Origin of the sequence: Myxococcus stipitatus DSM 14675, from assembly GCF_000331735.1 — a bacterium.
Classification (GTDB): Bacteria; Myxococcota; Myxococcia; order Myxococcales; family Myxococcaceae; genus Myxococcus; species Myxococcus stipitatus.
Genome location: NC_020126.1, coordinates 7,244,611 through 7,268,243 on the forward strand (window position 1 = coordinate 7,244,611; position 23,633 = coordinate 7,268,243).

The following is a 23,633-nucleotide window of genomic DNA, read 5'->3' on the forward strand; positions in this document are numbered from 1 at the left end:
CGCTCTGAGTGTAGCTCCGGGGACGCCCTCCCGCCACCGCCGGGCTACAACCTGCCTCCAATCTCCGCCATCCTCGGAAAGGCGTATGGAGGCACTCCCCCTGAATTCCCCGTCGAGCTGGCGCACCGGACTGCCGTTCCGACTCTGGGTCTTCCTCGGTTCGTTCCTGCTCTTCCAGGTGGAGCTCATCGTCGCGCGGGTGTTGCTGCCCTCGTACGGGAGCAGCGCGGCGATCTGGACGACGTGCCTGGTGTTCTACCAAGCGGTGTTGCTGCTGGGTTACTTCTACTCGAGCCGCGTCACCCCGCACGTCCTTCAAGGCCGCTATCGGTGGGCGCACCTCGCCTTCGTGCTGACAGCGGTGGTGGTCCTCCCCTTCCGGCTGCGCCACTTCGAGCTGCCTCCAGTCGCCGCCATCCTGCTGACACTCACCCTGTCGCTGGGCTGGCCCTTTCTCGCGCTGTCGACGACCAGCGTCGTCGCGCAGGGCTGGCTCACCCGGACGTCGCATCCCTCCCGGGAGGACCCCTTCTTCCTCTACGGGACGTCCAATGCGGGGGCGCTGCTGGCGCTGCTGACGTTCCCGTTCATCGTGGAGCCGGCGCTGGACCTCGAGACGCAGCTGCTCGTCTGGTACGTGGGCTACGGGGTCTTCGCGATGCTCGCGGCGCTGTGCATCCGGAACGTGCGGGCGGGGGCTCCCGAGGCGAAGTCGGCCACGGACCGCATGGAGTCGAGACCGAAGGCTCCGCTGACCTCGCGCCTCACGTGGCTGCTGCTGTCAGCGAGCGCCAACGCCCTGCTGCTCGCGGTGACGAATGTCCTCACGCTGGATGCCTCCATCCCGCTGCTGTGGATTCTCCCGCTGTCGCTCTATCTGCTCACGCTCATCGTCTGCTTCTCGCGTCGACCGCCGACACCCACGGGGCTGAATCGGCTGGCGATGGGCAGCCTGGTGCTCGCGGGGGTGGCCGCGCTGTTCGCGTTGGCGCGGGCCCAGACGTCGCTGCCGTCGCTGGTGCTGCACGGCACGGTGCTCTGGGTGGGCTGCCTGTTGATGCATGGGAACCTGGTGTGGTGCCGGCCCACGGACTCCCGACTGCTGGGCTCGTTCTATCTGCACGTCTCGCTGGGAGGGCTTGCGGGGACACTGATGCTCGCGCTGGGAATCCCGCTGCTGATGGGCTCGCTCGCGCTTCCCTACCTGGACCATGGAGTCGCCGGACTGCTCATCCTCGCGGGGCTCGCGGCCCGGGATGCCTCGCGGCGGAACCAGGGGCTGCCGGTGCCTCGGCTCGCGCCCTATGTCTCCGCGGGCGCGGCGGTGTTCGTCGTCGGAATCCTCGCGGTGTCGGGCTGGGCGCTCGCGCGGGGGCGGCTGGAGGGCTCGCGCACGTTCTATGGCCAGTACACGGTGAAGGACGCGGAGGGACTGCGCCTCTTCCAGCACGGGAGCACGGTGCACGGCGTGGAGAACCTGGCGCCTGGAGAGCGAGGAGAGCCCCTCTCGTACTACCACCGAGGCTCCGCCGTGGGCCGCGTGTTCGCCTCGGCGCGGATTCCCCGGGAACAGGTCGCCGTGGTGGGACTGGGCATCGGGAGCCTCGCCGCCTACGGACGGCCCGGGGAGACGTGGGACTTCTACGAGCTGGACCCCGAGGTGGAGCGGCTGGCGAGGAGACACTTCAGCCTGCTCGGCTCGAGTCAGGCGAACGTCCGCGTGCTCGCGGGGGATGCGCGCTTGAGGATGGAAGAGGCCAAGGACCAGGGCTACGACGTCATCGTCCTCGACGCGTTCTCCAGTGACTTCGTCCCCACGCACCTGCTGACCCGCGAGGCCATCTCGCTCTATCTGCGCAAGCTGCGGCCAGGGGGGCTCTTGCTGTTCCACGTCTCGAGCCGACTCTTCAACCTCGTCCCCGTGCTCACGCGCTCGAGCGCGGAGCTGAACGTGCCGGGGCTGGTGAACCGACCGGAGCAGCTCTCCGTCGAGGAGCTGGCCTCGGGCCGCTCACCCAGCATCTGGTTCGCGATGTGCCCGAGTCCGGAGACGGCCGCGAGCCTCGCGCGGGAGTTCCCGTTCCAACCCGTGGGAGCAACACCCGAGATGCTCGGGCGCCGCGCGTGGACGGATGGCTACGTGAACCTGCTGCACGCGCTCGCGACCCCGTAGCGAGCGGGAACACCCGAGGGCGATGCACACCCTCGGTAGAGCACCGCGCCCCCCGCAGGCCATCGCTCGCCAACGAGAAGGTCCACCAGGCCGGGGGCCCTCGAGCCCGTCCCTGGCGCGAGCTGCCCTCGTCAGGGGCCTCGGACGAGAGCAGGCGTCCCGTCCTCCCCTCAGTGCCCGAGACCTCTCGGGCTCACGGCACGGGAGGCGAGGCCACGGAGGTCCCCGTGGACGCACACGCGGACGGCGGCATCGCTTCGCAGAGACCGCGCACCGCTCGGGCCAGCTCCGAGTCCTTCGGGTGCTCCGCCGCCACCAGCCGCCCCAGCTCCAGCGCGGGCATCGGATTCACGGGCGTCCACGCCGTCCGAGTCGCCCACGTCTGCTCGGTGACGAGCTTCAGATAGGTCGTGACCAGCACCGGCTCCCGCACGCCCTTGGCGATTTCAGGCTCGAGCAACGAGGCCGCCAGCGTCAGGTCCTTCTGCGCGAGCGCCGCCTTGGCCACCGCCACCGCCGCCTCACGGCTCTCCGGCGCCACCGAGCGCCACAGCGTCGCCACGCCCCGCACCAGCGGGTCGTTCAGCGCGTGGTAGCGCTCCATGTTGCGGTACAGCCGGGCCGCCTCGTCCGGCGTCGGTGGGTGCTGCTTCAGGTACTCCTCCAGGAAGAGCCGCGAGCTGCCCTCGGGAGACCGGCGCTCGTCCTTCACGCGCACGTCCAGGTTCGCCACGAAGAACGCGATGGGCGAGGCGTACTCCAGCAGGTTCTGGTCATCCGTGTTGATGGGCCCTGGTCCCGCGAACGCAAGCTGCCCGTCCTCGCTGTGCACCTGCTTGGACAAGAGCGCGAACACATCCGTGAGCCCCACCCGCTCCAGGTCCGCCTTCACATCGGGCGCGGCCATGCGCGCGGCCAGCTTCCGGGCATCGAACGTCAGCGGCTTGCGGCTGGCCACCAGCACCAGGTCATGCGGCCCCAGCCACGTCGTCGCATGAGGGAAGGTGTCCCGCAGCGTCCGGACCACCAGCCGGATGAGCTCGTCGTTGCTCTCGTACGTGTGGATCCACTGCACCAGCACGCCATCGTCCGTGAGGTGCCGGTCCACCGTCTGGAAGAAGTCCCGGGTGAACAACCCGGACACCCCCGCCACCCACGGGTTCGAGGGCACGCTCACCACCAGGTCGTACTTGCGCTGCGCCAGCGCCATGAAGGTCTTCGCGTCGTCCACGTGGACGTGCGTGCGCGGGTCATCCACCGCGTTGCGATTGTCATCCTTGAACAGGCGCGCCGCGTCGATGACGGCCGGAGCAATCTCCACCATGTCCAGCCGCTCCACCGGATGCGCCAGCACACTGCCCGCGGTGATCGCGGCACCCGCCCCGACGAGCAGCACGTTCTTCGGGTCGCGAGGATGCAGCAGCGCCCCCAGGTGCCCCGCCACCACCTGCGTCTCCACGTCACTGCCGTTGGACGCGTCGATCTTCCCGTTGAGCTTCATGAAGCGAAGCCCCGCGGCCGGGTAGTCCGCCACCATCACCGTGGCGAAGGTGTCATCGCGATAGAAGACCGGGCGGATGTCGCGCTCCGTCTCCTCGACCAGCTTCGCGTAGCTCTCCGGGGGCTTCTGGTGCGAGCGGATGGACGCGATGCCCGACAGCCGCAGCGACCAGCCGCTCATCCCGCCCAGCACCACCACCGCCAGCAGCGCCGCCGCACCCACCGGCCAGAGTGCGCGGGCCGGACTCGCGGGACGGCCCGGCACCGCGTGGAAGGCCAGGGCCGCGGCGATGAGGTTCGCCACCACTCCCGCCACGAAGTTGCCCTCCATGCCCCACCACGGCATCAGCACCAGCCCGCCCAGCGCGGAGCCCGTAATCGTGCCCACCGTGTTCCACAGGTACACGCTGCCCAGCTCGCGCCCCACCTCGGACACCTTCGCCGTCGCCACGCGCGCCGCCGCCGGGAACGCCGCGCCCATGAAGAACGTGGGCACCAACAGCACGAGGCAGCAGAAGCCGAACGTCAGCCACTGGAACAACGGCCACGTCTCCACCGAGCGCGTCATCATCCACTGCGCGGTGCGGAACAGATGCGGCAGCCGCACATACAGCGGCAAGGCCACGCAGAGGCTCGCCACCAACGCCACCTGCATGCGCCCGAACAGCCGCAGCGGGTCCGTCTTCTGGGCCCGCGTCATCAGCCAGAAGCTCCCCAGGCCGATGCCCAGGATGAACGCCGTCAGGATGAGCGTGAAGGCATACGTCGACGCGCCCAGGACGATGGACAGCAGGCGGATCCACGTCACCTGGTACAGCATCGCCGTGAAGCCAGACAGCAGCACGCCCACCAGCGCCGCGCGCACCGCCACGCGGGGATAGGCCACGTTCGCCGACTCATCCGCCACCGGCGCCGAGGCCCCGGGCGCCAACGCGGGAGGATGCCTGCGGGCCAGCAGCAGCGCCGCCACCGCGAGCACCACGTTGAGCCCCGCGGCCACCTTCGCGGAGGCCGACAATCCCAGCACGGGCACCAGCCGCGTCCCCGCGATGAAGACCCCCAGCGCCGCGCCCAGGCTGTTCACCGCGTACAGCCGCGCCAACTCCCGCTGCACACCCGAGAGGCTGTCCGCGAAGTGACGCACCAGGGCAGGCAGCGTCCCGCCCATCAGCAGCGTCGGCACCACCAACGACAGGGCCGCCACCAGGAGCCGAGGCCCCACGCGCCACCCCTCCGGCACGCCCGGCGCCACCGAGAGCCACAGCGACCCCAGCGTGTCCAGCACGTGCGGGAAGATGAGCGCGTACAGCGCCACCCCCAACTCCAGCACACCGTAGAGCGCCAGTGGACTCTTCACCCGGTCCGCTGTCCGCCCGAAGACAGTCGCCCCCAGCGCCAGGCCCCCCATGAAGGTGGCGAGGACCACGGCGTGCGCCTGGCCACTGTTGCCCAGGACATTCCCGAGATACTTGGACCAGACCAGCTCGTAGACCAGCGCGGTACCTCCCGACAGGAAGAGGAGGACCGACACAAGGTTCTTCGGGAAACGCGCGTTGAGGGACATAAGGGGACAGCGCGGAACCTTACTCGGTATGTTCGGGACCCACCAATGAACGCCCATCTCCTGCAAGCCGCATTGCTCGGCTGGTCCCCAGGCCTGCGGGTGACCCGCGCGCAGGGAGACTGCGCCGCCGTGCTTCGCCGCCCCGCGGAGGAGCTCCTGGACCGCCCGCTTCACCTGGTGCTCGGCGTGTCTCCCGAGCGCGCTCGCGAACTGGACGCCCTGGCGAAGGAGCACCGCCGCCACGTGGAGTTCATCTCCTCGCAGCTGGGCGGAGAGGACGCCACGCCCCTGAGACTGACGCTCGGGATGGAGGAAGGCGAGAGCGCCGCGTGCGTGCAGGACCTCAACGCGCTGCTGGAAGGCGCGCCTCCGGTTCAAATCTCCCGGCTGTCGTCCTCGCTCAGCCACGAGATTCGCAACCCGCTGTCCTCCGTGAAGATGGCGGTGCAGACGCTGGCCCGGAACACCGGCCTGTCGGACCGCGACCGGCGACGGCTGACCATCGCCAACCGGGAGATTCGCACCATGGAGCGCATGCTGTGGCTCCTGTCCGAGTACGGCCGCGACACGACGCCCAACCTGGATGCCCACGCGCTGCGCTCGGTGCTCCAGGAGTCCACGGGCATGGTGGCGCTGGAGCTGGCCGAGCGCCGCATCGACGTGCGCGTGGACGAGGAGAATGACCTGCCTCGCGTGCGCGTGGACCCCAACCGCCTGCGCCCCGTGCTGGCCCAGGTGCTGCTCAACGTGGCCATGGCCCAACCCGAGGACAGCGCCGTGGAAGTCGCCCTGCGCCGAGGCCCCCCGGGCCGGGTGCTGATGGTGCTCAAGGACCCCGCCGCCGCGCTTCCTCCCGAGGAGAGCGGCACCCTGTTCGAGCCGTTCGGCTCACGCCTGGCCCGCGGCGCGGGCCTGTCCCTGGCCGCACTGAGGCGCGTCATGATGGGACAAGGTGGAGATGTCGCAGCCGAGGGCAGCGCCGAGCCCGGCATGGTGTTCACCCTGACGTTCGCCACCTGAGAAGGACGCCATGGAGACCCTTCTCATCGTTGACGATGACGTGTCGCTCCTCGAGACGCTCAAGATGCACTTCGAGGAGATAGAACACGACGGCCAGCCCCGCTACCAGGTGGCCACCGCCACCAGCGCCGCCGCGGGCCTGCGCGCCGCCCAGGAGGCCATGCCCAGCGTGGTCATCCTCGACATGATGCTGCCGGACCGCACCGGTCTGGAGATCATCGAGGAGATGAAGGGCCTGTGCGGCGATGCCCGCATCATCCTGGTCACCGCCTACCACGACATGGAGACGACCATCCGCGCGATGAAGGCGGGTGCGTTCGACTACATCCACAAGCCCTTCCCGGACCCCGCCGCGCTGGACCTCGTGGTGGAGCGCGCGCTCGAGTACCGCCAGCTCTCGCGCCGCGCGGACGAGGTCAACCGGGAGAACGCCGCCGTCCGGCTGGGCGACATCGTCGGCACCAGCCCCTCCATGCAGCAGCTGGTGAAGGAGATCGGCAAGGTCACCGGCAGCGCCGCCACCGTGCTGATCACCGGCGAGAGCGGCACGGGCAAGGAGCTCATCGCCCGCGTCATCCACAACTACTCGTACGACGAGCCCCGGCCCTTCATCGGCATCAACTGCTCGGCCATCGTCGACACGCTGCTGGAGAGCGAGCTGTTCGGCCACGAGAAGGGCGCCTTCACCGGCGCCACGTCGGGCAAGCCCGGCAAGTTCGAGCTGGCCGAGGACGGCACCGTCTTCCTCGACGAGATTGGCGACATGTCGCTGATGCTCCAATCCAAGCTCTTGCGCGTCCTGCAGGAGCGCGAGTTCGAGCGCGTCGGCGGCGTCAAGCGCATCAAGCTGCGCGCCCGCGTCATCGCCGCCACGCACCGCAACCTCTCCGAGGAAGTGGAGCACGTCCGCTTTCGTGAGGACCTCTACCAGCGCCTCAAGGTGATCACCCTCCTGATTCCCCCGCTGCGCGAGCGGCGCGAGGACATCCCGCTGCTCATCAAGCACCTGCTCGAGCGCATCAACGAGAAGGTCCACAAGCGCGTCACCCGCGTGCCCCCCGAGGTCATGGGGCGCCTCACCCGACTGCCGTGGCGCGGCAACGTGCGCGAGCTGGAGAACGTCCTCACCCGCGCCGTCGTCCTCGCCCCCGGCGATGTGTTGAGGGGTGATGACCTGCCATCGCTCGACATCACGCCGGCCCCCGAGGCAGGCCGGACCACCGCGACGAACGTCATGTTCACCGCCCCCGCCGTGGACGACGCCAGCCTCATCCCCACGCTCGAAGAGGCCGAACGGATGCTCATCGCCCGTGCCATGGCCGTCACCAAAGGGCACAAGGGTCGCACCTGCCAGATTCTTGGAATCAGTCGACCCACCCTGGAGCGCAAACTCCAGAAGTACAATCTTTCACAGGGACAGAACCCTTTGGGGCACGGGTTCACCGTGAAGGACGACCCGTGAACACTGTCCAGGCCGCGACAGTGACGCGCCCGCTTTGAACGTTTCGTTCAACTTGATCAGACTGTTTGAACGTTTTGTTTCAGGTTTTGGACACAGCGAGGTGGGTGCTACGGACCTCTAGCGCTAAGTACCCGGCATTCCTGGATGTGTTCCCCCCGGAGCACTTCATTCCCGTCTGGCACGTTCCTTGGAACTGGAAAGCCCCGTTGCCGCCGAAGCAGGCGGCCTTGCTTTCCCCTGATTCCTTCCACGGAGTGAATGCCATGCACGGTTTCAATCGCCCCCTCGGCCCTATCGGTTCCAACGTCGTGGCGCCGCTCCAGGCGACCAGCTCCGGGATGATGGTGACCGCGAACAAGCTCGTTCCGGGACAGGAAGCCATCGACTTCAAGGGGTACTTCAAGGTCGAGTCCTTCCCGCACAACTCGACCATCTACCGCCCCGGCGACAACACGGACCGCGTCTATCTGCTCAAGTCCGGCCGGGTGCGGCTGATGCGCATCGGCAAGAACGGCACCCGCTCCGTGGTGTCCATCCTCCGCCCGGGTGACTTGTTCGGCGAGCTGTTCCGCCCCGAGGGCACGCCCATCGAGGAGATGGCCATCGCCGCGGGCGAGGCCGAGGTGTGGAGCATCGAGGGCCGCGACTTCCGCGCGCAGCTGGAGGCCCGCCCCGCCCTGGCCGTCGACGTGGTGCGCGCCTACGCCGAGCGCGTGCGTGCGCTGCGCAAGCGCGTGCTCGGGCTGACCTTCAAGGAAGTCCCCGCGCGGCTGGCGGACACGCTCCTGACGCTGGTGGAGGCGCACGGCGAGCGCTGCCCCCACGGCGGTGAGACGGACCTGCGCGGCATCACCCAGCAAGATTTGGCGGACCTGGTCGGCGCGTCGCGCTCGTTCGTGTCCACGCTCATCAACGAGATGAAGCGCGAGGGTGTGCTGGGCAACGTCGGCCGCATCCTCTGCGTCCGCGACCAGAAGGCCCTGCGCAAGATTGCCTCGAAGGAGAAGTGAGCTGGAGCGCCTCCTCGGGCGCCCGCGACTCCCAGGACAGGCCCGCCCCCGCACCTGAAGCGGGGCCGGGCCTTCGTCGTTTCGACACTCAGGCGCGAGCCGTCCGCAGCTCGTCGACCTCGGTGCGCAGGAGCCAGTCGTCCTGGAAGTCCGTCGCGGCGGCGGCAATCTGGGAGAGCCGCTCCGGCCGGGCCTTCCCCGACTCGCGCAGCGTGCGCACCTCCCGGTAGAGCGCGGCGAGCGACGGGTGCAGCGCCAGCGACTTGCGCGCCCGGGCCTGCTCCTCGCCGTCGCCCGCGGCGAACGCCTCCAGCTCGCCGAACCACCGGTCCCACGTCTCCGGGTCCGCCGGACCTCCCGCAACCGAGGGCAGGTGCGGGGTGAGGAAGAGCTTCGTCACCGCGGGGACTTCCAAGTTCCGTCCACCCAGCCGCGCCCGGAGCGCGAGCACCTCTCCGCCTCCCGCCGCGAAACCTTCCAGTTCCAGACCACTCGACATCGACACCTTGAACGGTCCGCGCTCCGGCAGCTCGCCCGCACCGAAGGCCACCAGCGCGTCGCCGTTCCAGGGCCGCGCGCCGTCGCTCTTCCCACCGCGTGAGACGATGATGGGGCCTTCCATCCGGACCAGCGCGGACGTGAGCCCCGGTGCCACCGGCCCCAACGCCAGCACCGACTCCCTCACCCGCCCCGTCACCTCGCGCCCATCCGCCAGCACCAGGTGGTTCACCGTGCGCGCCTCGCGAGCCACCTCGAGTCCGAAGTCGCCTCCGCGCTTCCACGCCAGCGTGGACTCGAACTCGGAGAGCACCTCGAACAGGTGCTCGAAGTCGCGCGCCACGAAGAGCTGCGGCTGCATCCGGGTGATGTCGTAGTCCGCGTCCGCGCACGCGACGGTGAGCGGCAGCTTGCGCACCGCGGGCGTCAGACAGTGCACCGCCTCGCCGATGCTCGACAGGATGCCCGCGCCGTAGATGCGCGGCTGGTCCAGGCTCCCCACGAGCCCGTACTCCGCCGTCCACCAGTACAGCCGCGCCGCCCGCGTGCTCTCGCTCACGTAGCGACGGCTCGCGCTCGCCGCCGCCAGCCGCGCCTCCGCGTGCGCGACCTCCTCCGCGCTCGCGTCCGGGTCCTCCTTCACGACGGAGAGGTTGCGGATGGCCTCGAAGACGGCCTGGTCCTCCACGCTGGCAACCGACTTGAAGCCCACCATGCCGCAGGCCTTGAGGTACTCGGCGTAGCGGCGGCTCGCGATGATGGGCGCGTGCCCCGCGCTCTCGTGCACGATGTCCGGCGCGGGCGTGTACTCGATGTGCTCGTGCGTGCGGATGTCCGCGGCGATGGCCAGCACCCCCATCGACTGGAGCTCCGTGAAGACCGCGGGCGGGATGAAGCCGCGCACGCCCACCGCCGACCAGCCCAGCCGCGACAGCTGCGCGTTCATCTCATCCAGACTGGGAATGGCCTCGGCGTTGATGCCCGTCGCCGCCAGCCCTTCCAGGTACACCGGGTGCGCCCGCTCCGCGAGGTGCCCGCGCAGCTTGCCCATGATGTGACGCCAGACGGCGTGGTCCCTCGGCGTATACGCCGCGTAGTCCTGGCTCACCACGTAGCGCCGCAGATGCGCGGGCAGGCGGGATATCGTCAGTTCCGTTGGCGTCATATCCGAACACTCCAGGTGGATTCTTCCAGTTGCCAGGAAGATACCGATGGCGTTGGGATTCGGAAATCCGGCAGAATTCGACGGCTTCGTCGGTTTATCGACGAGCGCTCATACGGGTTGACGCAGTCCGTCGAGCAGCGTCGAGGCGCCCAGGCTCAGCGCGCCCGACGGCCAGAGCGCGACGACCTCCACGGCCTGGGGCTCCTCCTCCTCCAGCGGCCACGCGTGGATGTCCGGAGGGAACGGGTGCATGCGGCGCAGGTCCGGTGCAATCGCGCACGCGCTGAACGCTCGCAGCAGATCGTAGAGGAGCAGGAAGCTCTCGACGCGCGCCACCTCGGCCACCGTGACGCCATGCGCCGCGAAGCGTGCGCTGTTGGCGCCACCGTAGGGGTCGTCTCGCAGCCAGTCGACGAAGGGCTGTCCTCCCAAGTCCCGCACGTGCAGGGAGCGTCGGGCCGCCGCCGTGCTCGCCAGCGCGCTGCCGGGCCCCGCCAGCACGACGAAGGGCATGCGCAGCAGGGACTCCGACTCCACGCCCTCGTGGGGCGGGAGCGGGGTGAAGTCGAGGGCCAGGTCGAGCTGGCGCGTCTGCACCTGGCGGGTGAGCTCATGCGGCCCGCCGAAGCTGAGGACCAGCTTGAGGCCCCGCGCGGCCGCGTCTTGCGCCACCTTGCCCAGCAAGGAGAGGGACAAGGTGGGGTTGAGGCCCAGGCGCACCACGGGCTCGGCGCTCGCCAAGTCTATCAGCCGCTTCATGTCGAGCTGGTGCAGGGGGGTCTGCGTGCCGGCGAAGAGGCGCTCGCCTCGCGCGGTGAGCTGGAGGCGCCGTCCGGGGCCTCGCTCGAGCAGGGTCGCGCCGTCCGCCAGCGCCATCTCCAGCGAGCGGATGTGCTCGCTCACCACGGAGCGCGCCACGCCCAGGTGCTCGGCGGCGGAGTCGATGCTGCCGGCCTCCACGGCGGCGGTGAAGGACTCCAGCCAGACGAGGTGTCGCAGGAGCTTGCGTGGCGGCATGGGCCCCCATCCTGGCACCGCCGCGCCCGCCGTCACGAGCTTCCGTGCGGCTCCCTCGCTGTCCCTCGGCGGGACGAGCCCCCTCGCAAGGGGGCAACCGGGCGCGTGTCCTTCCTTGAACATCGCCCGCGAGCGGGCTAGCAGGAAGCGCGATGTCTCGGACGCCTCCCGCCACCCTCACGCCCCCAGAGAGGCTCCGCCAGAGACTGGCCGACGCCCGGCCGTTGCTGGGCCCCGCGCTGCTCTGGTGCACCCTGCACGGGCTGCTCGCGCTGCTCTTCTTCGGCGCCCCGCTGCTCGCCTCCGTGGAGCGGCTGGCCCCGTCGCTGCGGCCCGTGCTGCTCGCGGGCGGCGTCGTCCAGGCCCTGTTCCTGGGGCTCCTCGCCTTCGTGGCCACGCTGCCCTTGGTGCTGCTCGGGCGGCGCTACGCGCTGACGATGACCCTCGCGGTGGCCCTGGGCGTGGCCATGCTCGGCGTGGATGCGCTGGTGCTGTCGTCGCTGGGCTTCCACATCAACGGCCTGGTGCTCGCCGTCGCGCTCCAGCCGCGTGCGCTGGCGGAGACGGGGCTCGCGCCGCATGAGCTCGCGATGGCGGCCCTGGCGGCGCTGGCCGTCCTGTCGTTCGACGTCTGGACCGGTGTCCACTTCCTGCGGCGCGTCCAGCGCCCCGTCCGCGTGGGACGGCTCGTCGCCCTCCTGGTCCTCATCACCGCCGCGGAGCGACTGACCAGCGCCTATCTGGTCTTCGCCCACGGCGGCGCGGTGCTGCACGCGGCCACCACCCTGCCCCTCCAGGCCCCGGTGCGGATGAACACGCTGCTCACGCGGCTGACGGACCGCCCGCCCGCCTCCGGCCTGCGCCTGGGCGTCAGCCCCGAGGCCGGTGCCCCCGCCGCGAGCATCGAGCCCTCCGCCGTGCGCTTCACGCGGCGCCCCGACATCCTGCTCATCCTCGCGGAGAGCCTGCGCGACGACTTCTTCACGCCGGAGGTCATGCCGAACCTGTGGCGCAGGGCGGAGCACGGCACGCGCTTCCTGCATCACCACAGCGCGGCGAGCTCCACGGACTTCTCCCTCTTCAGCCTGTTCTTCGGCCTGGAAGCGCAGCGCCGGGACGCGGTGGTGGGCGCGGGGCGCGCGCCGCTCCTGTTCCCCGCGCTCAAGGCCAATGGCTACCGCCAGGCCTTCTTCGCCGCGTCCTCCGTGGACTGGATGGGCTTGAAGGACACCGTCTTCCGCGACGTCCACGGCGGCCTGCGCACGGACTACGAGGGCCGCAGCCACCTGCGCGACGCGGAGATGGTGAAGGACGCCGTGAGCCTGGCGCGCTCGACGCCTCGCGATGTCCCGCTCTTCACCTTCGTCTTCTTCGCGGGGACGCACTTCGACTACGACTACCCGCCGCGCTCGGCCGTGTTCTCGCCGGCCTGGGATGGGGATGGGGGACTGGCCACCGCGCGTGTCCCCGCCGAGCACCTCAAGGCGCGCGCGTGGAACTCCGCCTACGAGGTGGACACCAAGGTGGAGGAGCTGTTGCGCCAGTGGGAGGCCGCGCGAGGCACCCGCCCCCTGGTCGTCTTCACCGGAGACCACGGCGAGGAGTTCCGCGAGCACGGCCGCGTGGGTCACGCCAGCGACGTCACCGAGCTCCAGCTGCATGTCCCCATGCTCATCTTCGACGAGCGCCTGGCGCCCGGCGAGGTCGACTCCGTCACGGGCCACATCGACCTGGTGCCCACGCTGTTCGACCTGCTCGGGGATACACATCCGCCGGAGAAGCTGGGCGACGGCATTCCGATGACGCGGCCGGACCCTCGGCGCTACCTGCTCACCACCATCGGCTGGGAGCCTCGCTACGCGCTCATCGGCCGGGAGCTGAAGGTGCGCTTCGGCGCGGGACTCCCGGGCACGGAGCTCTCGGACATGTGGGACCGCCCGCTGCCGGACGCGCAGGAGCGCTTCGCCGCCGAGGCCCCTCGCATCCTCCGCCGCCTCCGAGGGGGCGACGCGGAGCGCGAGGAGTCCCCCGAGCCCACGAGCACCGCGACGACGCCTCCACGCTGAGGCGACGCGCGGAGCGCCCGCACCTCAGAAGCGGAGCCGAGCCCCCAGCGCGAGCGAGAACAGCCCCGTGTTCACCGTGAGCGGGTTCTGGACGAACTGGACGATGCGGTAGTCGGTGGCGACCAGCTCGTAGTAGCCCTCCAACACGGACACGCCCAGCTCCGGCATGGCGTGCCCCACGCTTCCACCCAAGAGGAGCGCGGGGCGCAGCGCCGTCTTGAACCAGTAGTAGCCGGGCTCGTAGCGGTCCGGCAGCGTCAGGAAGTATCGGTCGCCGAAGGTGTAGCTGAACGCCGCGCCCACGGTGAGCGGGCGGATGCTCCAGTCTCCCCGGGCGATGTGGAACGGATGCCACTGGGCCTTGAGGGTCAGCGTCACGAAGTCCGCGCCCGCGACGGCTCGAGGCGCCCAGCCGAGCAGCACCTGCACGTCCACCTGCTCATCCAGGAACGCCCACCCCGGCCCCGCGGCCAGCATCCCGAGGGAGCCCGCGAACTGGAGTGACGCGTGGTCCGGCACGTACCACGGCGCCTCGGAGGCCCGAGACTCCGCGCGCGCGGGAAGCCCCAGGAGCAGCCACACCACCAGCAGTCCCGCCGCGAGTCCCGAGCGATTCATCAGTAGAAGACCTGCTCGATGCGCACCGAGTCACCCGCGACGGTGACCACCAGGTAGTTCCGCAACTCGAGTGCATCGGTGATGAAGTAGCGCACGCCCTCGCGCACATCGCTGCTGAAGCGGTGGACGTGGCCGTGGAAGGACACCACGACATCGCGCTCCGCCTGGAGGTGCTCGAAGGGCTCCTTCAGCGACGGGTCGAAGTCCGAATGCCACGGCGGAACATGGGAGAAGGTGAACAGGTGTCCTCCGCGCGGCGGCGACATCAACTCCGCGCGCAGCAGGTCCAGGTCCGGCACGTCGCCGGGGTAGTCGAACTCGCGGGAGTTCGAATCGAAGAGGACGAAGCGGCTGCCGCCGTAGTCGAACGACAGGTCCGCCGCGCCGAAGTGGTGGAGGAAGAGCTGCCGCCCCGTCCCCAAGAGGTCGTGATTACCGATGACGGCCAGTGCGGGCACCGGCGCATCGTTGAGCAGGCTCGCCACCCGGCCATACTCCTGGGCCGAGCTGAACTCCGTCAGGTCGCCCACCTGGATGACGAAGTCGACCTCCCGCGTCGCCACGTCCTTCATGGCGTCGTTCGCCTCCCTCAAGAAGACGCCGATGTCGCCCATCACCGCGAAGCGGAAGGCGCCGTCACCGCGGTCTCTCGGGAGCTTCTCGAGCGCGCGCGCGTTCACGTCCTGCTCGCCCCCACGGACCTCGTAGGGGTGCAACTCGAAGACGCCGCACCCCGCGAAGAGCAGCAACAACCATGGGAGCCAATACCTCACGGCCGTCCAGGTAACGACGTGATGCAACCTCTTCAACCCTTGGGCCGAGTCCACCGCCCGACATGACACATGTGCTCATGCCCACCATCACCTGACGGACACATCTCGCGCGCGCAGTGCGCGCTCGAAGCCGATGACGTTGTCGACTGCTTCGCCCTCGCCGCGTTGTCCGAGCGTCACAGTCTCTTCACCCTCCGGCCGTGAGCGCCGGATATGTCCTGCGCACGGAGGTCCATCCCGGGCCTGCGTGAGGAAGCCAGGAGCACACGAACGTGAGCGCCTTGCTGTCGTTCATCATGGTGGCGGCCAGTCCCGTGGGCGGCATGCTCGCGGCCGTGCCGCTGGGCATCCTCGGCCTGGGCTATCCTCCGTGGGCCGTGGTCGTCGCGTGCGTGCCGCTGGGATATCTCCAGGTCCTCGCCGTGGACCTGGGCTGGGACGCACTCGAGCGCGTGGAGCTGTGGCGGCGGCTGCGCTCCCGCCCCCGCGGAGCGATGGTGCACCAGTTGCTGTCGCACTGCGGTGGCTTCTGGTCCACCGCGGCGCTCGTCCCGTTGGTGGGACCGTGGGCCGTGATGGGGCTGATGCGGACCGCGGGAGTGCCTCAACGCCGCGTGGCCTTCCCCATCCTCTTCGCCTTGACGGTGATTGCGTCCCTCCTCGGAATCGTGTGTGCCGTGGCCCCCGAGTGGGTTCGTTGACCTTGCCGGCATCTCGGGGAAGTGCTGAAAAGTCCTGCAACCGAGAAGGCCCCAGACCGGGGCGCGGGGAGGACGTTGGTGGAGATCCAGAAGCCCTACCTGTTGTTCCTGGGGGATGTACCCGACCAGCTCGCGGCGAAGACGGCGCACGGCATCGTCGACTGGAGGCCCGAGTGGTGCGTCGGCCAGCTCCGGCTCCCTGGCTGCAAGGCGGACTGCGGCCTGACGGACCTGGACATCGCCCAGGCGAAGGCGAAGGGCGTCAAGACGCTCATCGTCGGCGTGGCCAACGCGGGAGGCGTGCTGCCGGAGCACTGGGTGGGCAAGTTGGTGGAGGCGCTGGATGCGGGCATGGACGTGGCGACGGGGCTGCACAGGCGCCTGTCGTCCTTCCCCGCCATCGCGGAGGCGGCCCGGCGCAACGGCCGCGCGCTGCATGACGTGCGGATTCCGGACATGGAGTTCGCGACGGGCAAGGGGACTCGGCGTCAGGGGTTGCGGCTGCTGACGGTGGGGACGGATTGCTCGGTGGGGAAGAAGTACACGGCGCTCGCGCTGGAGAAGGAGATGCGCGCGCGAGGACTCCAGGCGGACTTCCGCGCCACGGGGCAGACGGGCATCTTCATCTCGGGCCGCGGGGTGGCCATCGACGCGGTGGTGTCCGACTTCGTGGCCGGCGCGGCGGAGTGGCTGTCACCGGAGAACGCGGTGGACCACTGGGATTTGGTGGAAGGACAGGGGTCGCTGTTCCACCCCTCGTTCGCGGGGGTGACGCTCGGGCTGCTGCACGGCGCGCAGCCGGACGCCTTCGTCGTCTGCCATGAGCCGACGCGCACGAAGATGCGGGGTGTCCAGCATGCGCTCCCCTCCATCCAGGCGGTCATCGAGCGCACCGTGCTGGAGGGGCAGCTGACGAACCCTGGCATCCGGTGCACCGGGTTGGCCATCAACACCGAGCACCTGGCGGAGCCGGAGGCCCTGGGGCTGCTGGAGCGGCTGGGGCGGGAGCACGGGCTGCCGTGTGTCGACCCCATTCGGACGGGTGTCGGGCCGCTGGTGGATGAGCTGGTGCGCCGCTTCCCGGCTCGGGGCTGAGGGTCCATGCGCAAGGTCACCATCAAGCATGAGAGCTGGCCCATCGCGGGCAGCTTCACCATCTCCCGAGGCTCGAAGACCTCCGCCGAGGTGGTGGTCGTCACGCTCGAGGAGGGCGGCGCCGTGGGGCGCGGCGAGTGTGTCCCCTACGCGCGTTATGGCGAGACGGTGGATGGGGTGCTGCGGGCCTTGGAGGCCGCGAGGCCGCGAATCGAGGCGGGCCTGGGGCGAGACGGTGTCCCCGAGGTGCTGGAGCCCCGGGCTGCGCGCAATGCATTGGACTGTGCGCTGTGGGACCTGGAGGCGAAGAAGGCGGGAAAGCCTGTCTGGGAATTGCTGGGCATGGCCGCGCCTGGACCACTCGTCACCGCGTACACGCTGAGCCTGGACACGGTGGAGGCCATGGGTGCCGCCGCGAAGAAGTCCGCGCACCGGCCCTTGCTCAAGGTGAAGCTGGGGCGAGGGAGCACGGAGGACCTCGAGCGGCTGCGGGCCATTCGCGCGGGAGCGCCCGCGAGCCGGCTCATCGTGGATGCGAATGAAGGGTGGAGGCCCGAGGAGCTGCCCACGCTGCTGGCGGCCTGTGCGGAGCTGGGGGTGGTGATGGTGGAGCAGCCGCTGCCCGCGTCCGATGATGAGGCATTGCGAGGGTTGCGCCGTCCGGTGGCGGTCTGCGCCGATGAGTCCGCGCATGACCGTCATGGATTGACAGAGCTTGTCGGCAAGTACGACGCCATCAACATCAAGCTCGACAAGACGGGAGGACTCACCGAGGCCCTGGCCCTGGCCCGGGAAGCGCGAGGGCATGGGCTTCAGCTCATGGTGGGCTGCATGGTCTCCACGTCGCTGGCGATGGCGCCCGCCGCGCTGGTGGCACAAGGCGCCGAGGTGGTGGACCTGGATGGGCCGCTGCTGCTCGCCAGGGACCGCGAGCCGGGCATCCACTTCGAGGGCAACACCCTCTTCTGGCCGCCCCGGGAACTGTGGGGCTGAGGAGCCCTCCTGGCCATGGGGATGTCTGCCCATGGCCAGGAGAGTCCCGCTGAGCGCGTCGCCGCTACGGCGTCGTGACCGCTGAGACAATCAGAGAAGGAGCCAGGCCATAGATGGAGATGGCCGCACGGTAGTCCGTTTCCGTCTGGGCATACCCAAGCGATGACCCAGGAGGTCGACATCTGTGATAGTGCATCACTGACTGAGTGTCATACCCGCCCACGAGCAGCCGTGCATCATCTTCGTGCCCTGGAGCTCCCACATCTTCCTCCTCGAGATCTTCAGCGGAACAGTCTGGTGTCGGCACCGCCCACATGTGCTCGTGACGGAAGCCAAGCACATGACCCAACTCATGGCGCAGTCTCCCTTCGAGCGTCTTCCCCCACGCTGTCGAGGTAAAGGCACTTGGACCGAGGTGGAGTATCTGGTCCTTGCGCAGGGCGCTCGGATAGAAGGCCAAGGCCTCATATGGGTTCGAACCCAATACCGGCGCAGGTCTGACGGCGAAAGTCACGGTGCGAGGGGTGTCGTCCAGTTCCTGCTCAAGGTCGCAGATATCGTCTTCGGACGGGATATAGCCGAAACTCACTCCGACTCGGCGACTCCAGGAGTCCCCAGCTATTTCCATCGCAGCTTTGACTTCATCCTTCTGCGTCGAGTCAAACGCATTGGAGATGCAATACGTCAACCCACGTCTCCCTGCGGGCCAGACATCGTCAACAATTGCATTCCCCACCACCCTCCGCAGGCTGACTGTCAATGACTGGGACACACGAGTCGAGTGTTCCTTGAAATATTCGCGCAGCGCCTCCTCGCCACGAATGGCGATATCTCCCTCGACGATGAAGACGCCCGGGTGCGCGGCGCTTTCGACCACCTGAGCACGGAAAGCCTTCCACCCATCGTCAAAGGTCTCGTCACGGGAAGGGACTCCGATGTCCGAAGCCTCGCCGCAGGAGACCGCCAAGGCGAGCACGAGTGCTTGCGCTGTTCTCAAGCCAAATCTGGGCATCCTCATTGAGGCCCCCGACTCAGTTGAAGTTGATGTAGTGGAACGTGGGGTAGGCGGGGCTCTCCACGTAACAACCCGAATCCACCACCTCGAACCGAACTTCCTTCCCCGCAAGGAACGCCCCCGTCAGCAGCGACAGGATGTTCTTCCCTCCCGTCGACGCCATCGACCAGCGCAGCGAGTTGCCCGAGCACGCCGCAGGGCCCGTCGCGGCACCCGCCACTTCCACCCAGCACGTGTTGTCACTCACCGCGCACCCGATGTTCGTGATCGTCCGCAGCCCCGTCGAAGAGGCCGCCGCCTCACCCGCGAAACCCAGGACCGCCACCATCGACAGCATCATCAGCTTCTTCATAGGAATGAGCTCCAGAAATGACTTCCACTGAGTTTGAACCAACACCAGGCGCGAATATGCCTCTCGGACCCGACCTGAGCCGGGTACACACCGAGCACCGACTTCTATTGTTCCTGTCAGCAACTCCGCACACCTGCCGCTCCGACCGCCACAGGCCCCAAAAGCCTCCTGGCCATGAGAATGCCTGTCCCATGGCCAGGAGATTTTCAGCAAGCACGTCTCGCGAGATGTCGCGGCTACAGCGGAGTGACAGCTGAAACAATCAAGGACGGCGCCAAGCCATAGAGGGAGATGGCCGCACGGTAGTCCGTTTCCGTCTGGGCATAGCCCCCCACTGAACCGGGAGGCCTGCACTGGGGATAGAACATGACCGACGCCGTATCATACCCCCCCACGAGCAATCGACCGTCATCCTCAAGCCCAGGCGCTCCTGTGTCTTCCGCCTCGATGTCATCGGAACAACTGCCTATCGGCTCCGCCCACATGTGTTCGTGACGGAATCCCAGAACATGCCCCAACTCATGGCGGAGAATCCCTTCCAGCGTACGTCCGCCACTTGACGTGGTGAAGGCATTCGGACTGATGTTCAAGATCGCCTCATGGCGAGCAGCACTCGGAAAGAAGGCCGCTGCCAAATACTCATGTTCCTCCGCCTGTGGACTAGGCTTGACGTCGAAAGTCACGTTGAGATTGAAGTCCGGTGGCTCTTGAGCACACATTCCGTCTTCAGACGGAATGTGGCGAATCGTCACCCCGACTCGTCGACTCCAAGACTCCGCGGCCGTGGCCATTGCGGTAATCACGAGACTCTTCTGTGTACCAAATGCATCAGAGATGCAATACGTCAACGAATGCTTCGCGGCGTCAGTCCAGACGTCGTCCACAAACATACCGCCCCCCACAGGCCGCTGACTGATCGTCAGCGGCTGTGACGTGCGAGCCATGAAATCATTGTAATACTTGCGCAGCGCCTCCTCGCCATGGATGGCGATGTCTCCTTCGACGATGAAAACCCCAGGCCTCGCGGAGCTTTCAACCACCTGGGCACGGAAAGCCTTCCACCCATCGTCAAAGGTCTCGTCACGGGAAGGGACTCCGATGTCCGAAGCCTCTCCGCAGGAGACCGCCAAGGCGAGCACGATTGCTTGCGCTGTTCTCAAGCCAAATCTGGGCATCCTCATTGAGGTCCCCGACTCAGTTGAAGTTGATGTAGTGGAACGTGGGGTAGGCGGGGCTCTCCACGTAACAACCCGAGTCCACCACCTCGAACCGAACTTCCTTCCCTGCCAGGAACGCTCCCGTCAGCAGCGACAGGATGTTCTTCCCTCCCGTCGACGCCATCGACCAGCGCAGCGAGTTGCCCGAGCACCCCGCGGGGCCCGCCGCCGCACCCGCCACCTCCACCCAGCACGTGTTGTCGCTCACCGCGCACCCGATGTTCGTGATCTTCCGCAGCCCCGTCGACGAGGCCGCCGCCTCACCCGCGAAACCCAGCACCGCCACCATCGACACCATCATCATCTTCTTCATATGAGTGAGCTCCAGAAATGACTTCCACTGAGTTTGAACCAACACCAGGCGCGAATACGCCTCTTGAGCCCGACCTGGGCCGGGTACACACTGAGCACTGACTTCCATTGTTCCTGACAGCAACTCCGCACACCCGCCGCACCGACCGCAACAGGCCCCAAAGGCCTCCTGACCATGAGAATGCCTGTCCCATGGCCAGGAGATTTTCAGCAAGCACGTCTCCGCGAGACGTCGCGGCTACAGCGGCGTGACAGCAGAGACAATCAACGACGGCGCAAGCCCGTAGATGGAGATGGCGGCGCGGTAGTCAGTTTCCGTCTGGGCGTAGGCCCATGGAGAGCCTGCGGGTCGGCACTGGGCGTAGTGCATGACTGACAGGACATCATACCCACCCACGAGCTGCCGCGCGTCGTCCTGGCGCCCGGGCTGGTCCAGGTCTTCAACCTTGCACTCTGGCTCCCCTGCCACCGGAGAGATCCAGATGTGCTCATGACGGAACCCCATCACATGCCCCAACTCATGCCGCAGCGTCGCCTCCAGGGTCTGCCCATTCGCTGTCGATGAGACAAAGGCCCGCTCATAGATCCAAAGGATGCGATCAGTGGAACTCGGAGGGAAAGACAAGGCAATGAACGCAGATGGCCCAGAGACATACCGGACCTCAAAGTTCACACGAAGGTTCGGCCCTGACTCCTCCGAATCACACCACACATCTTCAGACTCAAGATGCGCGAAACTCACCCCGACCCGCCGACTCCAGGAGAGTCCAGCAGCCGTCATCGCGGCAGCCACCCTGACCTGCTTGTCCGATGGGAACCTGGGCGAGATGCAGTAGGTCAGCGAGTGCTTCTCCGCCTCCCCCAATACGTCATCAACAATGACGCCACCGCCACTGTCCCGCAGCAGGACCGTCAACGACTGGGACGTGCGCGACATGTACTCTTTGTAGTACTTTCGCAGCGCTTCCTCGCCGTGGATGGCGATGTCTCCCTCGACGATGAAAACCCCAGGCCTCGCGGAGCTCTCGACCGCCTGGGCGCGGAAGGCCTTCCACCCCTCCTCGAACGTCTCATCATGGGAAGGGACACCGATATCCGATGCCCCTCCACAGGAGACCGCCAAGGAGAGCACCAGCGCTTGCGTCATCCACAAGCCAAGTCTGGGCATCCTCATTGGGGCCCCCGACTCAGTTGAAGTTGATGTAGTGGAACGTGGGGTAGGCGGGGCTCTCCGCGTAACACGCCGTATCCACCACCTCGAACCGAACTTCCTTCCCCGCCAGGAACGCTCCCGTCAGCAGCGACAGGATGTTCTTTCCTCCCGTCGACGCCATCGACCAGCGCAGTGAGTTGCCCGAGCACCCCGCAGGGCCCGCCGCCGCTCCTGCCACCTCCACCCAGCACGTGTTGTCGCTCACCGCGCACCCGATGTTCGTGATCTTCCGCAGCCCCGTCGACGAGGCAGCAGCCTCACCCGTGAAACCCAGGACCACCACCACCGCCGCCAGCATCATCATCTTCTTCATATTTGCGAGCTCCAGAAATGACTTCCCATGAAGTTGAACCAACACCAGGCGCGGCACACGCTCCCCGAGCCTGGCTCGACGAAGCGGGACCGAAAGCCCTCCTGGCCACAGGTACACCTCTCCCGTGGCCAGGAGACCTTCCGTAAGCGTCTGGGAGATGTCGCGACTACAGCGGCGTGACTGCCGAGACGATCAGAGCCGGGGCCAGACCATAGATGGTGATGGCTGCACGGTAGTCTGATTCCGTTTGGGAGTAGCCCCCTATAGAGCCAGGAGGCCTGCACTCAGGATAATGCATCACCGACAGTGCATCATATCCACCCACGAGTTGCCGTGCGTCGTCCTGATGCCCGGGCTGTCCCTTGTCTTCATCCGGAGGATCGGGATCCTCACAGTCCTCGGGGATTGGGGTTGCCCAGATGTGCTCATGACGGAATCCCAGCACATGCCCCAGCTCGTGACTGAGGATCCCCTCCAAGGTTCTCCCCCCGCGGGACGTGGTGAAGGCCTTTGGAGCAACATAGAGAATCTTCTCGAAATAGCTCGGGAAGAAGGCCCTCGCGTTGTAGGAAGCCGCAGTTCCCTCAGGCGAAGGCTGAACCTCAAACACCACATTGCTGTTGGTGCCGCCATCCTCGATGGAGCAATATCCGTCCTCGGACGCAACGTGCTGGAAGGACACCCCAACCCTTCGACTCCAGGAGATTGCCGCCGCATTTATCGCGGCGACCAACCGAGGCCTCTCCCCAGCAGGAAAGCCGTCACCAATACAGTACGTCAATGAGTGCTTCTGGGCCGCAGTCCAGACATCGTCCACTCCCGCATGAAGTCGGACCGTCAATGGCTGGGAAGCACGGGCCATATACTCCTTGTAATACTTGCGCAGCGCATCCTCGCCGTAGAGAGCGATGTCTCCCTCGACAATGAAAACACCTGGGCGCACGGCACTCTCGACCACCTGGGCGCGGAAGGCCTTCCACCCATCCTCGAACGAATCATGAGAAGGGACACCGATATCCGATGCCTCTCCACAGGAGACCGCCAAGGAGAGCACCAGCGCTTGCGTCATCCACAAGCCAAGTCTGGGCATCCTCATTGGGGCCCCCGACTCAGTTGAAGTTGATGTAGTGGAACGTGGGGTAGGCGGGGCTCTCCGCGTAACACGCCGTATCCACCACCTCGAACCGAACTTCCTTCCCCGCCAGGAACGCTCCCGTCAGCAGCGACAAGATGTTCTTCCCTCCCGTCGACGCCATCGACCAGCGCAGTGAGTTGCCCGAGCACCCCGCAGGGCCCGCCGCCGCTCCTGCCACCTCCACCCAGCACGTGTTGTCGCTCACCGCGCAACCCATGTTCGTGATCTTCCGCAGCCCCGTCGACGAGGCAGCAGCCTCACCCGCGAAACCCAGCACCGCCGCCATCGACAGCATCATCAGCTTCTTCATATGTATGGGCTCCGGCAATGCCTTCCAACGAGGGTGAACCGCACGCAAAGCGCGGCATTGCCAAGACGAACCATACCCGCAAGAACCAAACATCTCAATACACCCTCATCA

At 67.4% G+C, this 23,633-nt stretch carries 21 protein-coding genes; 8 read left to right on the forward strand and 13 right to left on the reverse strand.

The window, feature by feature from the left end:
- Positions 1-85 precede the first annotated feature (85 nt).
- Positions 86-2,173 carry a fused MFS/spermidine synthase gene (locus MYSTI_RS27835; protein WP_015351145.1) on the forward strand — a complete coding sequence of 696 codons (2,088 nt, stop codon included), beginning with the start codon at positions 86-88 and terminating at the stop codon, positions 2,171-2,173.
- 193 nt (positions 2,174-2,366) lie between these two features.
- Here the strand turns inward: MYSTI_RS27835 and MYSTI_RS27840 are convergent, their stop codons facing one another.
- Positions 2,367-5,204 (reverse strand): fused MFS/spermidine synthase, encoded by a 2,838-nt coding sequence (locus MYSTI_RS27840; RefSeq protein ID WP_233277974.1) that lies wholly within the window; start codon positions 5,202-5,204, stop codon positions 2,367-2,369.
- Positions 5,205-5,282: 78 nt separating this feature from the next.
- Between MYSTI_RS27840 and MYSTI_RS27845 the strand changes: the two genes are divergently transcribed.
- From MYSTI_RS27845 to mrpC, 3 genes are all read left to right on the forward strand, one after another.
- Complete coding sequence (locus MYSTI_RS27845; RefSeq protein WP_015351147.1) at positions 5,283-6,257, forward strand: sensor histidine kinase; 975 nt, start codon at positions 5,283-5,285, stop codon at positions 6,255-6,257.
- 10 nt (positions 6,258-6,267) lie between these two features.
- A complete protein-coding gene (locus MYSTI_RS27850) occupies positions 6,268-7,719 on the forward strand; it encodes a sigma-54-dependent transcriptional regulator (protein WP_015351148.1) in 1,452 nt (483 codons plus the stop codon).
- Between the two features lie 263 nt (positions 7,720-7,982).
- On the forward strand, positions 7,983-8,729 hold the full coding sequence (mrpC, locus tag MYSTI_RS27855) for a Crp/Fnr family transcriptional regulator MrpC (protein ID WP_015351149.1): 747 nt from the start codon (positions 7,983-7,985) through the stop codon (positions 8,727-8,729).
- An 88-nt stretch (positions 8,730-8,817) separates the two neighbouring features.
- Here the strand turns inward: mrpC and MYSTI_RS27860 are convergent, their stop codons facing one another.
- Both MYSTI_RS27860 and MYSTI_RS27865 read right to left on the reverse strand, forming a co-directional pair.
- On the reverse strand, positions 8,818-10,392 hold the full coding sequence (locus MYSTI_RS27860) for an aromatic amino acid hydroxylase (RefSeq protein WP_015351150.1): 1,575 nt from the start codon (positions 10,390-10,392) through the stop codon (positions 8,818-8,820).
- Between the two features lie 108 nt (positions 10,393-10,500).
- On the reverse strand, positions 10,501-11,409 hold the full coding sequence (locus MYSTI_RS27865) for a LysR family transcriptional regulator (protein WP_015351151.1): 909 nt from the start codon (positions 11,407-11,409) through the stop codon (positions 10,501-10,503).
- Between the two features lie 152 nt (positions 11,410-11,561).
- Between MYSTI_RS27865 and MYSTI_RS27870 the strand changes: the two genes are divergently transcribed.
- Positions 11,562-13,475, forward strand: a complete 1,914-nt coding sequence (locus MYSTI_RS27870; protein WP_015351152.1) for a sulfatase-like hydrolase/transferase — start codon at positions 11,562-11,564, stop codon at positions 13,473-13,475.
- A gap of 24 nt (positions 13,476-13,499) precedes the next feature.
- Here the strand turns inward: MYSTI_RS27870 and MYSTI_RS27875 are convergent, their stop codons facing one another.
- On the reverse strand, positions 13,500-14,093 hold the full coding sequence (locus MYSTI_RS27875) for a hypothetical protein (RefSeq protein WP_015351153.1): 594 nt from the start codon (positions 14,091-14,093) through the stop codon (positions 13,500-13,502).
- Positions 14,093-14,866 carry a metallophosphoesterase family protein gene (locus MYSTI_RS27880; protein WP_015351154.1) on the reverse strand — a complete coding sequence of 258 codons (774 nt, stop codon included), beginning with the start codon at positions 14,864-14,866 and terminating at the stop codon, positions 14,093-14,095. Before MYSTI_RS27880 ends, MYSTI_RS27875 begins: the two co-directional genes overlap by 1 nt.
- Positions 14,867-15,138: 272 nt before the next feature.
- Here MYSTI_RS27880 and MYSTI_RS27885 point away from each other — a divergent pair, with 272 nt between their 5' ends.
- The 3 genes from MYSTI_RS27885 to dgcA all read left to right on the forward strand — a co-directional run bounded on the left by MYSTI_RS27885 (position 15,139) and on the right by dgcA (position 17,655).
- Positions 15,139-15,567 (forward strand): hypothetical protein, encoded by a 429-nt coding sequence (locus MYSTI_RS27885; RefSeq protein ID WP_015351155.1) that lies wholly within the window; start codon positions 15,139-15,141, stop codon positions 15,565-15,567.
- A gap of 78 nt (positions 15,568-15,645) precedes the next feature.
- The gene (gene dgcN, locus MYSTI_RS27890; RefSeq protein WP_015351156.1) at positions 15,646-16,662 is read left to right on the forward strand and encodes an N-acetyltransferase DgcN; all 1,017 of its coding nucleotides are present in this window, start codon (positions 15,646-15,648) and stop codon (positions 16,660-16,662) included.
- Positions 16,663-16,668: 6 nt separating this feature from the next.
- Positions 16,669-17,655, forward strand: a complete 987-nt coding sequence (gene dgcA / locus MYSTI_RS27895; RefSeq protein ID WP_015351157.1) for an N-acetyl-D-Glu racemase DgcA — start codon at positions 16,669-16,671, stop codon at positions 17,653-17,655.
- Between the two features lie 64 nt (positions 17,656-17,719).
- Here dgcA and MYSTI_RS41030 read toward each other — a convergent pair whose 3' ends face one another.
- The 8 genes from MYSTI_RS41030 to MYSTI_RS27935 form a co-directional block, all read right to left on the reverse strand.
- Positions 17,720-18,652 (reverse strand): zinc metalloprotease, encoded by a 933-nt coding sequence (locus tag MYSTI_RS41030; protein ID WP_233277975.1) that lies wholly within the window; start codon positions 18,650-18,652, stop codon positions 17,720-17,722.
- 34 nt (positions 18,653-18,686) lie between these two features.
- Positions 18,687-19,022, reverse strand: coding sequence for a hypothetical protein (locus tag MYSTI_RS27905; protein WP_015351159.1), 336 nt, complete (start codon positions 19,020-19,022; stop codon positions 18,687-18,689).
- Positions 19,023-19,258: 236 nt separating this feature from the next.
- Complete coding sequence (locus MYSTI_RS27910) at positions 19,259-20,182, reverse strand: M57 family metalloprotease (protein WP_233277976.1); 924 nt, start codon at positions 20,180-20,182, stop codon at positions 19,259-19,261.
- Positions 20,183-20,216: 34 nt separating this feature from the next.
- Complete coding sequence (locus MYSTI_RS27915; protein WP_015351161.1) at positions 20,217-20,552, reverse strand: hypothetical protein; 336 nt, start codon at positions 20,550-20,552, stop codon at positions 20,217-20,219.
- Between the two features lie 237 nt (positions 20,553-20,789).
- Positions 20,790-21,698, reverse strand: coding sequence for a matrixin family metalloprotease (locus MYSTI_RS41035; protein ID WP_052351071.1), 909 nt, complete (start codon positions 21,696-21,698; stop codon positions 20,790-20,792).
- Between the two features lie 40 nt (positions 21,699-21,738).
- The gene (locus MYSTI_RS27925) at positions 21,739-22,077 is read right to left on the reverse strand and encodes a hypothetical protein (RefSeq protein ID WP_015351163.1); all 339 of its coding nucleotides are present in this window, start codon (positions 22,075-22,077) and stop codon (positions 21,739-21,741) included.
- Between the two features lie 166 nt (positions 22,078-22,243).
- Positions 22,244-23,146: a matrixin family metalloprotease gene (locus MYSTI_RS27930; RefSeq protein WP_044281458.1), complete on the reverse strand. Its 903-nt coding sequence runs from the start codon at positions 23,144-23,146 to the stop codon at positions 22,244-22,246.
- Positions 23,147-23,186: 40 nt separating this feature from the next.
- Complete coding sequence (locus MYSTI_RS27935) at positions 23,187-23,522, reverse strand: hypothetical protein (RefSeq protein ID WP_015351165.1); 336 nt, start codon at positions 23,520-23,522, stop codon at positions 23,187-23,189.
- Positions 23,523-23,633 lie beyond the last annotated feature (111 nt).